Here is a 15047-nt window from a genome sequence, read left to right on the forward strand (position 1 = left end):
GTGCTGCACGTCTTTCTTGTCACCTTCCCCTTCTTCGCACTGATCGCTGCCGGCTACGCAGCCGCGCGGCGTCGGGTGTTGCCACTGGACGCGATTCCGGGCCTCAACATCTTCGTGCTGTATTTCGCGCTGCCGTGCATGCTCTATCGCTTCGGGGCCGGCACACCGATCGGGCAACTACTCGATGGCAGCGTGGCGCTGATCTGGGGCCTGGCGGCGCTGCTGCTTGTCGGGGCGGTGGTGATGTTGACCCGCAACGAGCGCATCGGCTGGAACGATGCCAGCTTCGGTGCGCTGGTGGCGGCCTTTCCGAACACCGGCTTCATGGGCGTGCCGCTGCTCGCAACCATTGTTGGAGCGCAGGCCGCCGGGCCGGTGATCATCACGATCACCTTCGACATGGTGATCACCTCGTCGCTCTGCATCGCGTTGTCGCGGCTCGACGGTGCGGACGAGCACGGCGCGAGCAAGGCGATGCGGCAAGCGCTGCGCGGCGTGTTCGTGAACCCGATGCCCTGGGCGATCCTGCTCGGCGCGCTGGCGTCGGCATTGCAGTTCCGGCTGCCGGGACCGATCGACCGCACCGTGGCGATGCTGGCCGATGCGGCTTCGCCGGCGGCCCTGTTCACCATCGGTGCGGTGCTGGCCCGATCCGCCCTGATGGCCAGCGGCAAGCGGCGCGCCGGTACGCTGCGCGATGTGCTGCCGGTGGTTGCCGTCAAGCTGGTGGTGCATCCCCTGCTGGTGCTCGCACTGGGCTGGCTCGCGATCGCCTTGGGGCTGCCGCTCAGCCCCACGGCGCTGGTGGTGCTGGTGCTGGTGGCTGCGTTGCCGAGCGCGAGCAACGTGTCGATGCTGGCCGAACGCTTCGGCGCCGACAACGGTCGCATCGCACGCATCATTCTCTGGACCACGGTGGCCGCGTTCTTTAGCTTCCCGCTGGCGGTCGGCTGGATGCGCTAGTGTGCGCCGCTGGGTGTGAGCACGCCGAGCTGGTACGGGTCGGCATTCGACAGGCGGTCGCAGCGCGAGAAGTCGGTACCCTGGCTGCCGTCGCACCAGTAGGTGTTGTAGACCCGGCCGAACAGCGTCGGCGTCGAGGTGAACACCACGCCCTGCCCGGGCGGCCAGGGCTCCCTGGATGGCGCAGGCGTCGTGCTCTCCGGGCCGACGGCCGTGGCCGTGGCGGTGGCGGTGGCGGTGGCGGTGGTCGTCGAGACGCTCACGACTTCGACCGATGCGTGCTGCGGTTCATCGCCGCGCCAGCGGCCGGCCTGCAGCTCGCCGGGCGTGGGCCGCTTCGCCAGCGGAATGACCAGCGCATTGAGCTGCAGGCCACGTCCGAAGCGATGCTCCTTGCCGGCGAGAAAGGCATAGGCGCAGGCGGCCTGGCATTGGCCACGGGCCTCGGTCAGCAGGCCCTTGTCGCGGATCACCCGGGCGTAGGCTTCGGCCACCTCGGCGGTGCCGCCCTGCGAGTTCTCGAACACCACGGTGCGAACCCGGCCGCTATTGACCTGCTCGACGAAGGTGGCCAGCGCGCTGCCGTCCAGCATGCCGACGACCATCAGCTTGTTGCCTTCCAGCTCCAGCTCTGCAGCGTGCGCGGCGGCGCCGGTTGCAGCAAGCCAGAACGCCAAGCCAATGCAATATGCGGTTTTCATCAAGCCATGTTCCTGCGAGTTCGAACACCGTTCAATGCGTCGATCCTGACAGGCTTGCCGCACAACGAGCGCGCGTCAACAGATGTTTCAGAAAATTTCCTACAAACAAATTGCGTTCATGGGGCAATAGTTCTCCTATCGGCCATTTGGCGAATACCGAAGTTCTCATCGGTGCTGCCAGAATGGTTCACAACTGTGAGGAAACCAATGTCAACGCTTGTTCGCTTGATGCTGTGCCTGGCCTGGTTGGCCGGGGTCGGCTGGCTGTGGCAGGCCGGCGTTCTGGATGCGCTGGTGGCATTGGGGCTGGCCGCCCCAGCCGCGCTGCCCTTGATGTTGCGCTCGGGCAGACGCCGCCGTGGTGAGCTGCAATATATTCAGATGGCCAAGGCGCCAACGGCGATTCACTGAAAACCTGGGGCGGGCAGATCGCCCGGCTCCGATCAGATCTGCTGCGGATCGACGTCGATCAGCCAGCGGATCACGCCCTTGCCCTCGGGCGTGCGGCGCAGCTCGTGCAGCAGCGGCTGCCATTCCGCCAGAAAGCGCTGGAGGGCGGTGCGCGATCCGCTCTCGACCAGCATCTGCGCCCGTTCCACATTGGCCACGCGCTGGATCGCCAGCGGCACTGCGGGGTAGCGCGTCACGTGCTCCGCGTTGACCAGTGCGTCGGCGGCGGTGCTCGCGGCATTGAGAAAGTCCTGTGCCGCCTGCTGGCTTCGTGCATCGGCCCGCACCAGTGCCTGGAACGCGAATGGCGGCATGCCGGCCGCGCGGCGCTCGTCGAGCTGCTGTTGCGCGAAAGCCGGGTAGTCGTGGTGCTTCAGCGCCTGGAACAGCGGATGCTGGCCGTGATGCGTCTGAATCCACATTTCGGCCGTGCTGCCTTGCGCGGCCAGGTAGCCGGCATCGCGCCCGGCACGGCCTGCCGACTGCATCAGCAGGCTGAACAGCCGCTCTGGCGCACGGAAGTCGCTCGAGAACAGCGCGCCATCGGGGTTCACGGCCGCCACCAGCGTGATGCGGCGGAAGTCGTGGCCCTTGGCGATCATCTGCGTGCCGACCAGCACATCAACCTCGCCACTGTGGACTTGCGCGAGCTGCTGCTCCAGCGCGCCCTGTTTGCGCGTGCTGTCGGCGTCGATGCGTGCGATGCGCACCGGGCTGCCGTCGGGCCGCTGCACCGGTGCGAACAGTTCGGCCAGATGTTCCTCGAGCCGCTCGGTGCCGCGGCCGACCGGCGCGATGTCGGGGTTGCCGCAGGCCGGGCAGGCACGCGGCACGCGCTCGGTAAAGCCGCAGTGGTGGCAGCGCAGCGTGCGGTCGATCTTGTGGAACACGCGGTAGGCGCTGCAATGCGGGCATTCGCTCTTCCAGCCGCAGTCGCTGCAGGCCAGCACCGGCGCATAGCCGCGACGGTTGAGAAACACCATGCTCTGCTCGCCGCGCCCAATGCGCTGGCCGATCGCATCGAGCAGGGCGCCGGAGAGCACGGTCTTCGGCGGCTGCAGGTTCATGTCGACGCCGCGGATCGTGGGCAGCGCGCCTTCGCCGATGCGCGAAGGCATCGTGAGCCGGGCATAGCGCCCGCCGGTGTCGTCGCCGTCGGCCGGCCGGCTCCGGTGCCAGCTTTCGAGCGATGGCGTGGCCGAGCCGAGGATCACCTTGGCGTCCTCGCGCTGGCCGCGCCAGACCGCGAGGTCGCGCGCCGAATAGCGCGCGCCTTCCTGCTGCTTGTAGCTCGGGTCGTGCTCCTCGTCGACCACGATCAGCTTCAGCGCCGGCATCGATGCGAACACCGCCATGCGCGTGCCGAGCACGATGCGCGCCTGCCCGCTGTGCGCCGCCAGCCAGCTGGCGAGCCGCTGCGGGTTGGTCATGCCGCTGTGCAATGACACCACCGCGCCAGCGCCGAAGCGCTCGCGCACGCGGGCTTCGAGCTGCGGCGTGAGGTTGATCTCGGGCACCATCACCAGCGCCTGCGCGTCGGCATCGCGTTCGAGCAGGGAGGCCACCGCCCGCAGGTACACCTCGGTCTTGCCGCTGCCGGTGCTGCCGAACAGCAGGAACGGGCCGGGTTCCGCATCAAACCGGGCCAGAGCGCCCATTTGCTCCGTGCTGAGTGCTATTAATTTTGTAGCATCCGCGGCATCGACCTGTGCCGATCCGGCGCTCGGCTGGCGCTTGAGCCGGCGCGCCAGCTGCAGGCTGGTCAGATTGCGCAGCTGCGGCGGCAGTGCCGCCAGCGCAACCTCCCCGAGCGAGCGCTGGTAGTAGCGCGCGGCAAAGGCCACCAGGTCGCGCCAACCCGCGCCGAGCGGCGGCAGCGCGTCGAGTGCGCCGGCAATGGGTTTGAGTTCGAGGCTGCCGTTTTCCGCCGCACGTTCGGCGCTGCGCCACACCACGCCGAGGACTTCCCGCCGCCCCAGCGGCACCCGCACCAAGGTTCCGGCAGGCAGCGGCACGTTGCTTGCATAGCTCAGTAAATCGCCGAGCGCGCTGTGCGCCGGCGTCTGAACGGCCACGTCGAGCCGCCAGCCATCCTCGGCAAGCTGCGCGGAGGACGGCGCAACAGGGGGACAAACCCCTGTGTCAGCACCGCGTACCGAGGCCGTCACGGCCGGCGTCCAGTGCGGATGATTCTTAAAGCGAGTTGGAGCAAGACGGCTTAAGTTGTTGATTTGCTTGCGCTTTGCAGGGTGTCCAACGAATGTGTGGATAACTTTGTTGATATCCCTGTCCGACACCCTCCGAAGCCACGGAAATCAAGGCTTCCGCTGGAATGCCCGCAAAAAAAGCAAAACTCAATATCCATACAAATCAACCACTTACGAGTGCTATCGCTTTAGGAGCGCTGTGCAACGCCGCTCGGATGTTTTTGCGCACCGCAACAAGGGTTTTGTGCATAAGTCTGACGCGCTGGACGTTTTTGGCTTGACAAAGTGAAAAAGTGCTCATTTTTGTGCTTACAACCTCTAACACTCGCCTGCACAGGCTTTCACCGCCGTAGCGCGCGCGATTGACCATGCACGGCCGACACCAGAGCGGCCACGTGATCCGGTGGCGTGAACTGGCTGATGCCGTGGCCCAGATTGAAAATATGCGTCGGCCCCGTCGTGCCGCGGTCGGTGTGCGGCGTGCCGAAGCCTTGCAGCACCTTGGCCACCTCGGCCTCGATTTGTGCGGGCGGCGCGAACAGCACGTTGGGGTCGATGTTGCCCTGCAGTGCCTTGGCGCCCGCGCCGGCTTCGCCGACCAGCGTGCGCGCCTGGGCGAGGTTCACCGTCCAGTCGAGTCCCAGTACCTCGCAGTCGAGCGCACGCATCGCCTCGAGCCACAGCCCGCCGCCCTTGGTGAACACGATGCGCGGCACCGGCTCGCCATCGGCGCCGTTGCGTTTCAGTTGCGCCAGCACGCGCGCGGTGTAGGCCAGGCTGAAGGCCTGGAATGCGCCATCGGCCAGCACGCCGCCCCAGCTGTCGAAAATCATCACGGCCTGCGCGCCAGCGTCGATCTGGGCGTTGAGGTAGGCGGCAACGGCGTCGGCATTCACCGCCAGCAGGTGGTGCATCAGGTCGGGCCGGCTGTACATCAGCGTCTTGACCAGTCGGTAGTCGCTGGAGCCAGCGCCTTCCACCATGTAGCAGGCCAGCGTCCAGGGGCTGCCCGAAAAACCGATCAGCGGCACACGACCAACGAGCGCGCGGCGGATCGACGCCACGGCATCGAACACGTACCTGAGCTTGTCCAGATCGGGTGCTTGCAGCGCCGAGATCGCCGCTTCGTCGCGCAACGGCCGCGCAAAGCGCGGGCCTTCGCCGGCCTCGAACGACAGGCCCAGCCCCATCGCATCGGGCACCGTGAGGATGTCCGAAAACAGGATCGCCGCGTCGAGCGGAAAACGCTCGAGCGGCTGCAGCGTGACCTCGGTCGCGTAGTCGACGTTGGTGGCCAGTCCCATGAAGCTGCCCGCTTTCGCGCGCGTCGCCAGGTATTCCGGGAGATAGCGCCCGGCCTGGCGCATCAGCCAGACGGGCGTGTGGTCAGTTGCCTGACGCCAGCAAGCGCGCAGGAAGGTGTCGTTTTGAAGGGGGGCGAAAGGCATGCTGCGATTGTCGCAGCGGCCCTTGCCGTGCTCGCTTTTCCTCTTCAGGCCGGCACGCTTCAGGCCGGCACGCCGATCGGTGGCTCGCTGCTGCGACGGCGGCGGTACAGCATCAGCGTGGCGACCAAGCCGCAAACTGCCGCGGTCGTCATCCACAGGCCCGGCGCACCCTTGTCGCCGGTCATCTCGATCAGGCCGGTGGCGATCGCCGGCGTGAAGCCGCCGAACAACGCGGTGGCCAGGCTGTAGGCGAGCGAAAAGCCCGCGGTGCGCACGCTCACCGGCATCACCTCGGTGAGCGCCACCACCATCGCGCCGTTGTAGCTGGCGTAGAGGAACGACAGCCACAACTCCACTTCGAGCATGCGGCCGAAGCTCGGCGCGCCGACCAGCCACTTGAGCGACGGATAGGCGGTGAAGATGGTCAGCACGGTGAAGAGAATCAGCAGCGGCTTGCGGCCCACGCGGTCCGACAGCGCGCCCATGATCGGCAGCCAGATGAAGTTGGAAATGGCGACGCAGAGCGTGACGACCAGCGCATCGGTGGTGCTCAGGTGCAGCACGCTCTTGCCGAAGGTGGGCGTGTAGACGGTGATCAGGTAGAACGAAACCGTGGTCATCGACACCAGCATCATCCCGGCCACCACCAGGCCCCAGTTGGCGATCATCGAGCGGAAGATTTCGCGCGCGTCGGGCCGGTGCTTGCGCGCCATGAACTCTTCGGTTTCCTGCAGCGAACGGCGGATGATGAACAGCACCGGCACGATCAGGCAGCCGACGAAGAACGGAATGCGCCAGTAGAAGTCGGCGACCTCGGCGCTGCTGAAGGTCACGTTGAGCCAGTAGCCCAGCGCAGCCGCCACGACGATCGCCACCTGCTGGCTGGCCGATTGCCAGGCAACGTAGAAGCCCTTGTGGCCTGGCGTGGCCATTTCCGACAGGTAGACCGACACGCCCCCGAGCTCCACGCCGGCCGAAAAGCCTTGCAGCAGCCGCCCGATCAGCACGAGGAACGGCGCGGCGAGCCCGATGGTCGCGTAGGAGGGCACGCAGGCGATGAGCAGGGTGCCGAGCGCCATCAGCGCGAGCGTGACGATCAGGCCTTTGCGGCGGCCGACGCGGTCGACGTACGCGCCGAGAAAGATCGCACCGAGCGGACGCATCAGGAAGCCTGCGCCGAAGGTCATGAAGGTCAGCATCAGCGAGGCGAACTCGTTGCCTGACGGAAAGAATGCCTTGGAGATCTGCGTGGCGTAGAAGCCGAACAGGAAGAAGTCGAACATCTCCATGAAATTGCCACCGGTCACGCGCAGGACGGTGGCGACTTTCGATTGCGAGGCGATGGAGGTGGCTGGCAGCGCTTGGGCCATGATGGCTTGTCCCCTTGTTGGCGTGTTTGCCGGCAAGGGTAGGGCGCGGTGGCCGACCGGAAGCTGACTTTTCCTGGAGGGGCGCGTCGGCCGGCGCGCTCTCCGAAGGCGAAACTGTTAAGTCTTGTACTTCACCGAGCAGCCGTATGCCTTCGTCGCTGCCGCCGAAATCGGCTTGCCGCCATAGGCCTCGCCAAGCGCCTGGTTCACGTAGTTGGTCGCGCGCGGAATGTCGTCGGGCCGCGCCGAGGCGATGCTGTCGATGCCGCCTGCATAGACCAGCACCCCTCTGGGGTCGATGATGAACATGTGCGGTGTCGTGCGCGCGCCGTAGGCCTGGCCGATCACGCCGTCTTCGTCCATCAGCACGGCAGTCGGGGCGGCGCCTTGCTCCTTCATCCAGCCGTCGAGCGCGGTCGGTTTCAGGTAGTCGCTGGCGGCGCGTTCGGTCGAGTTGACCGCGAGCCATACGGCGCCCTTGGCCGTTGCAGCCTTCTGCGTGGCCGGCATGTTGCCGCTGCCGTAGTGCTTGCGCACGAACGGGCAACCGGGGTTCGTCCATTCGAGCACCACGAACTTGCCGGCGAAATCCGAAAGGCGATGCTGCTTGCCGCTGGTGTCGACGGCGACGAAATCGGGCGCCTGCTGGCCGAGGGTCGGCGCGGCATGGGCTGCGGTGCCCATCAGGAAGCTGGCACCGAGCGCAACGGCGGCGGCCATCACGGCGCGACGCGAGGCGCGGTTCAGCGCGGCGCGCGCCTGGCGCGCGGCATTGACGGAACGCGAGGAGGCGGACGATGGCAAAGATGGCATGTCGGCGAATCTCCAATGAAAGTTGAACGACGACCGCAGCTTAGAACGCTTTTCTAAGGTGCGTGTGACAACACGTCGCAGCCCGGGGTATTGGCCGGGGCCTTGATTTCTACAAATTGGCCAGGGCCGCGCGCACTTCGTCCTTGCCGAGGATTTCGGTCAGGACCACCGGCGGTTTGCCGGGTGCCTGCAGCACATAAACCGGCACGCCGTTGCGGCCCAGCGCCGCCAGCGCGGCAGTGATGGCCGGGTCGCGCCGCGTCCAGTCGGCGCGCAGCATCGCGACCTTCCGGGTGTCGAATTCGGCCAGCAGTTGGGTGTCGGCCAGCGTGCTCTTCTTGTTGTACTGGCAGGTCACGCACCAGGCGGCCGTGAAGTCGATGAAAACCGGTTGGCCGCCGCTGTTGAGCTCGCTCACGCGTTCGGTCGACCACTTCTGCCAGCGTGCCGACGAGGCCAGCGCGGCCGGCTCCACGGGCTGCAGCACATTCCGCCCGATGGCGCCCGTCAACAGCGCGCTGACCGCGATCAAAAGGCTCGCGACCACCACGCGCGTGCGGCCGCGCAGCGTGAAGGCCCAGACCACGGCCGCCAGGCACACCAGCAGCGCGAGCAAGGCACCGGCGCCGTCGACGCCGCTCTGCTGGCCGAGCACCCAGACCAGCCATGCCACGGTCGCGAACATCGGGAATGCAAGCAGGCGCCGCAGCGTCTGCATCCACGGGCCGGGCCTGGGCAGCAGCAGTGCCACCGCCGGGACGAATGCGGCCAGCAGGTAAGGCAGGGCCAGCCCGAGGCCGAGCGCGGCAAACAGCAGCAGCGCCTCGGCCGCCGGCAGCGCGATCGCGAGGCCGAGCGATGCGCCCATGAACGGCGCGCTGCAGGGCGAGGCAATCACCACCGCCAGCACGCCGGAGAGAAAGTCGTTGGCCACCGGATGCCGGGCCTCGGCGGTGCAGACGCGGGACGGCGCCATCACGCCGAACTCGAACACGCCGGCCAGGTTCAGGCCGATCAACGTGAACAGTGCGGCGAGCGCCGCCACCACGGCGGGCGACTGCAGCTGGAAGCCCCAGCCCAGTTGCGAGCCGGCTGCGCGCAAGGCGAGCATGGCGCCACCCAGCGCCAGCACCGACACCATCACGCCGGCGGTGTAGGCAATCCCGGCGGTGCGGTGTGCGCTGCGGTCACCGGCCTGGCGCGCGAAGCCGAGCACCTTGATCGCCAGCACCGGGAACACGCAGGGCATCAGGTTCAGCAGCAGACCGCCGACCAGCGCGCCGATCAGCGCCATCCAGAAGCTGCCGGCGGCGGGGGTGGCAGGGGCGGCTGAGCCGGCCGCTGCGGCATTGCCCGCCAGCGCCGCCTGCAGCGCCGGCGAGACTTCGGTCCGCGCCACGGCGGCCGGCCAGGTGCCGCTGACCGGCGCCTCGGCGCGCCATGCCACCGGCTGCCCGGCCGCCCGATCGGCCGCGGCCAGCGCCACCACCACCGGCATCGCGTCCGGGCTGGCGCTGCGCTGCTCGGCGAGGGGCATTGCGGCTGTCCAGGTGTCGCCGTCCCAGGCCTGCGTCCAGTCCTTGCCCGACACCGCGGCGGTGCGGATCACCTCGCCGGTTTCGGGGAAGAAGTCGAGCGTCTTGCCGCGTGCTGCGGCCGGCAAGCCTTCGAGCCGCACCTTGAGTGTCTGACCGTCCACCTCGATCGCGCCCGGCTGGCGCAGCGCCACCGGTTCGGCCGCCCGCGCCGCGTCGAACTCGGCCTTGTGCAGGGCGGTGGAGCCCTGCAGCGGCAGCGTCAGGGCGAACTCACCGTCCTCGGGAATGCATTCCTTGCGACAGACCAGCCAGGAGGCCTTGAGCCTGATCTCGGCGCCCGGCGTGCCCGCCAGCGTCGCCGGTGGCTGGAAATTGGACGCCACCGTCAGCGGCACCGGCAGCAGCACCGTGCCTTCGTAGCCGTAGTTGGCCAGCGTACCGACCGGGATCTTGGTCGGCACCGGCCAGGCGATGTCGCCGGCCGTGATGCCGGCCGGCAGCGTGAACGCCAGCTCGGTCGGCAGGCCCGAATCGCCCGCATTTTTCCAGTAGGTGTGCCACTCGGGCTGGTGCGTGATCTGCAACCCGACCTGGACCGGCGCACCGGGCGACACGCCATCGGGCGCATGGGCGATGAGCTCGGCGCGCACATGCGGCGTCGTCACCACTGCGCTGGTCTTCGGCGCCAATTGCGCGGCAGCCGGCATGCAGAGGGTGCAGGCCGCTATCAAAAGCGTAGCGAGAGGGGCGCGGAGCGGGATCATGCCGAAGGTCGGAGCGCCGGGCTCGTCAGGAAGTTCCGGGCGCATGTGGCGGCCATCAGGCGGCCCAGCCAAGCACGACGCGTCGGCTGTTGGCGCTCTTCTTCTCGATCTTGGTCACCACCACCGCGCCGATCTCCGACGTGTTTGCAACGTGCGTGCCACCGCAGGGCTGGAAGTCGATCTGTTCATCGCGCCCGATCCGGATCGTGCGCACGGTGCCGGTGCCGCGCGGCGGTTGCACGCTCATGCTCTTGACCAGCGCCGGGTTGGCGTCGAGCTCGGCGTCGGTGATGGCGCCCACCACCAGCGGATGGGCGGCACCGACCAGCTGCGCCAGGCCGGCGGTCAGCGCCTCCTTGTCGAGCGGGTCGGTCATGTGGAAGTCGAGCCGCGCGTACTCGGGCGTGATCGAGCAGCCGTTCACCGGCTGCGGCACCAGGTGGCAGAGCAGGTGCGTCGCGGTATGGAATCGCATGAGCTTGTGGCGGCGTTCCCAGTCGATGCGGGCCGTCACGGCATCGCCGGGCTTCAGCGCCGCGAGCATTTCGGCCTGTGCCGCAGCATCGGTCAGGGGCAGGTGCAGGATCTCTTCGGTCGGCTTGCCCTCGGCGTCCTTCGCCTTGCGCGAGTCGGCAATGGCGAGCTCGCGGCCGTCTGCCAGCACAAGCACCCCGCTGTCGCCGGCCTGGCCGCCGCCGAGCGGATAGAACACCGTGCGGTCGAGCACGATGCCCGCGTCGTCGATGCGCACGATGCGGGCTTCGCATTGGCGCAGGTAGGCGTCGGCGCGGAACAGGTCGTCGGTCATGGCCCGATGGTACCGGCGCCGCGGTTTTGGGGCTCGACCACGCCGGAATGCGCCCGCAGCCGACAGTGGCGGGGCGCAGACGAGGGCAGAGTCGGGGCTTCAAGGAGACATTGCATGGTTCGAAATCCTTCCGTTCTGCTGCTGGCCGCCGTGCTGCTGGCCGGCTGCGGCGAAACCGCCAGGCTCCCGTTCGAGGCCGGCACCGGCCCCAAGCCCGAGTTGCCGCCGCCTAACAAGACGCTGTTCCCCACCGTCAACATCGCGCCGGCCATGGGCTGGACGGACACGCAGGGCCCGGCCGCGCTGCCCGGCTTCAAGGTCACGGCGCTGGCGCGCAACCTCGACCATCCACGCTGGGTCTACGTGCTGCCGAACGGCGACGTGCTGGTGGCCGAGAGCAACAAGCCGCCCAAGCCCGAGGGCGCGCGGGATGGCGGCGGCGGCATCTTCGACCGCATCAAGGGCATGGTGCAGGGCTTCATCATGAAGCGCGCTGGCGCCGGCGTGCCGAGCGCCAACCGCATCACGCTGCTGCGCGATGCCGATGGGGACGGCGTCGCCGAGGTGCGCACCGTGTTCGCGCAGAGCCTCACGTCTCCGTTCGGCATGGCGCTGGTCGGCAACGAGCTGTTCATCGCCAATGCCGATGCGCTCGTGAAGGTGCCGTACACCGAGGGCCAGACCTCTGCCGGCGGCCCGCCGGTCAAGGTGACCGACCTGCCGGCCGGCATCAACCACCACTGGACCAAGAACGTCATCGCCAATGCCGACGGCAGCAAGCTCTATGTGACGGTCGGCTCCAACAGCAACATCGGCGAGAACGGCTTCCCGGCCGAGGAAGGCCGCGCCGCGATCTGGGAGGTCGACCGCGCAACCGGCGCCAAGCGCCTGTTTGCCGGCGGTCTGCGCAACCCTAACGGGCTGGGCTGGGAGCCGGAAACGAAGGCGCTGTGGACGGTGGTGAACGAGCGCGACGAGATCGGCAGCGATCTGGTGCCCGACTACCTGACTTCCGTGAAGGAGGGCGCTTCCTACGGCTGGCCTTGGAGCTACTGGGGCGGCAACGTCGACATTCGCGTGCAGCCGCAGCGGCCCGAACTGGTCGCGCAGGCCGTCGCGCCCGACTATGCGCTCGGCACCCATGTGGCGCCGCTGGGGCTGGCGTTCTCGGACACCCGCGGCATGCCGGCGGAATTTGCGAGCGGCGTTTTCGTCGGCGAGCACGGCTCCTGGAACCGCAAGCCGCTATCGGGCTACAAGGTGGTGTTCGTGCCCTTCATCGGCGGCCGGCCGAGCGGCCCACCGAAGGACTTTCTGACCGGTTTCCTGAGCGCGGATGAGAAAGCCATGGGCCGACCGGTCGGCGTGGCGCTCGACAAGGGCGGAGCGTTGCTGGTGGCCGACGACGTGGGCAACACCGTCTGGCGCGTGTCCCGCAGCAGCAACAAGCAGTAGACGCTGCCGCTGAGACACCGGGCTTGCTAGAAGCCCTGCAGCACCACCTTGCCCTGCGCTGTGCCGCTTTCGATCAGCGCATGCGCCTTCTTCAGATTGGCCGCATTGATGGCGCCGAAGCTCGCATTGGCCGTGGTGCGTACCTTGCCCGTGTCGACCAATGCCGCCACCTCGGCCAGCAGCTTGCCTTGTTCGGCCATGTCCGGCGTTTCGAAGCGCGACCGCGCGAACATCATTTCCCAGTGCAGCGAGAGGCACTTGGTCTTGAGTGGCATCACGTCCAGCGTGGGCATGTCGTCGATCACCGCGATCGCGCCTTGTGGCTTGAGCGATTCGATGATCTGCGCGTAGTGCAACTGCGTCTGCGTGAGGCTCGCGACCATGTCGACCTCGCCCAGGCCCGCCGCCTTGAGCTCTGCAGCCAGCGGCTTCGAGTGGTCGATCACCGCGTGCGCGCCGAGGTCGAGGCACCACTGGCGTGTCGCGGCGCGCGACGCAGTCGCCACCACCTTGAGCTGCGTGAGCTGGCGTGCCAGCTGAATGAGGATCGAGCCGACGCCGCCGGCGCCGCCGACCACCAGCAGTGTCTGCCCCGCGCCGCCGTCCTTCGGCACGCCGAGGCGCTCGAACAGCAGTTCGTAGGCGGTGATGGTGGTGAGCGGCAGCGCGGCCGCCTGGGCATCGTCCAGCGTTCTTGGCGCCAGCGCGACGATGCGCTCGTCCACCGCATGCAACTCGCTGTTGGCGCCGGGCCGGGTGATCGAACCGGCGTAGTAGACGCGGTCGCCGACCTTGAAGCCGATGACGCCGGCACCGATCGCTTCGACGGTGCCGACTGCGTCCCAGCCCAGCACCTTGGCCCGGCCGGCCTCGGGCGCCGCGTTCTTGCGCACCTTGGTGTCGACCGGGTTGACCGAGATGGCCTTCACGCGCACCAGCAGGTCGCGCGGGCCGGGCGTCGGATCGGGCAGGGTCAGGTCTTGCAGCGAGTCCGCGTTGTCGATCGGAAGCGCTTGGTAGTAGCCGATGGCTCTCATGGGAAGTAGTCCTTTCTGAAACAGATGCCTGGACTGTAGGATGCCAAGCAAGAGTTGATAAGACGGCTTAGAAAAGCATCACTTTCAAATGGCAATTGAAAATATCGCGGATCTGCAGGTGCTGGTGCACACCGCGCGCGGCGGCACGCTGACGGCCGCCGCCCGCGCGCTCGGAATCACGCCGGCTGCTGCCAGTGCGACGTTGAAGCGGCTCGAAGCGCAGCTCGGTGCGCGACTGTTCGAGCGCTCGACGCGCGCTATGCGCCTGACGCCGCAAGGCCAGACCCTGCTCGACTACGCGGGCCGCGCCTTCGAGCTGCTGGCGGAAGGCGAATCGCTGGTGGCCGCCGACGGCGGTGCGCTCGTCGGCACGGTGCGCGTGGCCGCGCCATCGGATCTCACACGCCGGGTGCTGATGCCCTGGTTCGACGAATTCCTTTTGCTCCACCCCGGCGTCCAGCTCGCGCTGTCGATCGGCGACCGTCCGCTCGACGTGACGCGCGACGAGGTCGATGTCGCGCTGCGCTACGGCCTGCTGGCCGATTCGCGTCTGGTGGCACGGCGCCTGGCCGAGGCGCGACCGGTGCTGTGCGCGTCGCCCGACTACCTGCGCCGCCATCCGGCACCGCAGGCGCCGCACGACCTGTTGCAGCACAACTGCCTGACCTTTCACCGCGGCGGCCGACGCCAGCGACTCTGGCGTTTTCTGCGCGACGGACAATGGACGCAAGTGCGCGTCGATGGCGATCGCAGCGCCGACGACGCCTCGCTCGCACGCCAGTGGGCGCTGGCCGGCGTCGGCATCACCTTCAAATCCGAACTCGACGTGCAGCAGGACGAAGCAGCCGGCCATCTGGTACGGCTCTTGCCTGACTGGGACACCGAGCCTTATCCCTTGCATGCGCTGTTGCCCAGTGGTCGCTTCGTGCCGGCGCGTGTACGGGCGCTGGTGGACTTCCTGGCCCGTAAATTCGAACCCACACTGTCTGCACCTTCATGAGCAAGCCGCGATCCGCCCCTTCGACCACGCCCAACCTGCGCGTTTCCGCGAGCGGCGTGCACGGCCTCGGTGCCTACGCGACCCGGCCGCTGCCGGCCGGCGCCTTCCTGGGGCTCTACGAGGGGCGGCGCTACACCCCGGCGCAGATTGCCGCCAAGACCTGGGATGACAGCCTGACCTACCTGTTCAAGCTGTCGAACGACGAAACCATCGACGGCGCCAAGGGCGGCAACGCCACGCGCCACCTCAACCATTCGTGCGACCCCAACTGCGAGGCCGTCGAAGACTACGACGAGGCCGGTCGCATGGTGCTCCGGTTCCAGACGCTGGTGGAGGTCGATGCCGGCGACGAGTTGTTCATCGACTACAGCCTCACGGCAGACGATGGCTCCTCGCCCGCGGACTACCTGTGCTACTGCGGCACCGATGCCTGCCGGGGAACGATGTTGGCCGCGGCCGATGCGGATGTCGACGAAGCGGCCGGCTGACCGCG

Annotated in this window: 13 protein-coding genes; 5 read left to right on the forward strand and 8 right to left on the reverse strand. The window is 67.8% G+C overall.

Going from position 1 to position 15047, the window contains the following annotated elements:
• Positions 1-963 (forward strand): AEC family transporter, encoded by a 963-nt coding sequence (locus QTI05_RS25385; RefSeq protein ID WP_286622380.1) that lies wholly within the window; start codon positions 1-3, stop codon positions 961-963.
• Here QTI05_RS25385 and QTI05_RS25390 read toward each other — a convergent pair.
• The gene (locus QTI05_RS25390) at positions 960-1664 is read right to left on the reverse strand and encodes a hypothetical protein (RefSeq protein ID WP_286621214.1); all 705 of its coding nucleotides are present in this window, start codon (positions 1662-1664) and stop codon (positions 960-962) included. The two genes, QTI05_RS25385 and QTI05_RS25390, sit on opposite strands and share 4 nt — an antisense overlap.
• A 6-nt stretch (positions 1665-1670) precedes the next feature.
• Between QTI05_RS25390 and QTI05_RS25395 the strand changes: the two genes are divergently transcribed.
• Complete coding sequence (locus QTI05_RS25395) at positions 1671-2075, forward strand: hypothetical protein (RefSeq protein ID WP_286657982.1); 405 nt, start codon at positions 1671-1673, stop codon at positions 2073-2075.
• A 32-nt stretch (positions 2076-2107) separates the two neighbouring features.
• Here the strand turns inward: QTI05_RS25395 and QTI05_RS25400 are convergent, their stop codons facing one another.
• The 6 genes from QTI05_RS25400 to QTI05_RS25425 all read right to left on the reverse strand — a co-directional run bounded on the left by QTI05_RS25400 (position 2108) and on the right by QTI05_RS25425 (position 11062).
• Positions 2108-4189 carry a primosomal protein N' gene (locus QTI05_RS25400; protein ID WP_286621216.1) on the reverse strand — a complete coding sequence of 694 codons (2082 nt, stop codon included), beginning with the start codon at positions 4187-4189 and terminating at the stop codon, positions 2108-2110.
• 473 nt (positions 4190-4662) lie between these two features.
• Positions 4663-5769, reverse strand: coding sequence for a uroporphyrinogen decarboxylase (gene hemE, locus QTI05_RS25405; protein ID WP_286621217.1), 1107 nt, complete (start codon positions 5767-5769; stop codon positions 4663-4665).
• Between the two features lie 59 nt (positions 5770-5828).
• On the reverse strand, positions 5829-7139 hold the full coding sequence (locus QTI05_RS25410; RefSeq protein WP_286539668.1) for an MFS transporter: 1311 nt from the start codon (positions 7137-7139) through the stop codon (positions 5829-5831).
• Between the two features lie 117 nt (positions 7140-7256).
• Positions 7257-7952, reverse strand: a complete 696-nt coding sequence (locus QTI05_RS25415; protein ID WP_286539666.1) for a redoxin domain-containing protein — start codon at positions 7950-7952, stop codon at positions 7257-7259.
• Positions 7953-8061: 109 nt separating this feature from the next.
• Positions 8062-10197, reverse strand: a complete 2136-nt coding sequence (locus QTI05_RS25420) for a protein-disulfide reductase DsbD family protein (protein ID WP_286622381.1) — start codon at positions 10195-10197, stop codon at positions 8062-8064.
• Between the two features lie 112 nt (positions 10198-10309).
• Positions 10310-11062 (reverse strand): alanyl-tRNA editing protein, encoded by a 753-nt coding sequence (locus QTI05_RS25425; protein WP_286539664.1) that lies wholly within the window; start codon positions 11060-11062, stop codon positions 10310-10312.
• A gap of 114 nt (positions 11063-11176) precedes the next feature.
• Between QTI05_RS25425 and QTI05_RS25430 the strand changes: the two genes are divergently transcribed.
• Complete coding sequence (locus QTI05_RS25430; RefSeq protein WP_286621219.1) at positions 11177-12517, forward strand: PQQ-dependent sugar dehydrogenase; 1341 nt, start codon at positions 11177-11179, stop codon at positions 12515-12517.
• Positions 12518-12543: 26 nt separating this feature from the next.
• On the opposite strand, the gene QTI05_RS25435 is transcribed toward QTI05_RS25430, so the two are convergent.
• On the reverse strand, positions 12544-13554 hold the full coding sequence (locus tag QTI05_RS25435) for a zinc-binding alcohol dehydrogenase family protein (protein WP_286621221.1): 1011 nt from the start codon (positions 13552-13554) through the stop codon (positions 12544-12546).
• A gap of 88 nt (positions 13555-13642) precedes the next feature.
• On the opposite strand from QTI05_RS25435, the gene QTI05_RS25440 reads away from it, so the two are divergent.
• Positions 13643-14554, forward strand: a complete 912-nt coding sequence (locus tag QTI05_RS25440) for a LysR family transcriptional regulator (RefSeq protein WP_286539658.1) — start codon at positions 13643-13645, stop codon at positions 14552-14554.
• Positions 14551-15042 carry an SET domain-containing protein gene (locus tag QTI05_RS25445; protein WP_286621223.1) on the forward strand — a complete coding sequence of 164 codons (492 nt, stop codon included), beginning with the start codon at positions 14551-14553 and terminating at the stop codon, positions 15040-15042. The genes QTI05_RS25440 and QTI05_RS25445 overlap by 4 nt, the downstream gene beginning before the upstream one ends.
• Positions 15043-15047: the final 5 nt, after the last annotated feature.

Origin of the sequence: Variovorax fucosicus, from assembly GCF_030316825.1 — a bacterium.
GTDB lineage: Bacteria > Pseudomonadota > Gammaproteobacteria > Burkholderiales > Burkholderiaceae_C > Variovorax > Variovorax fucosicus.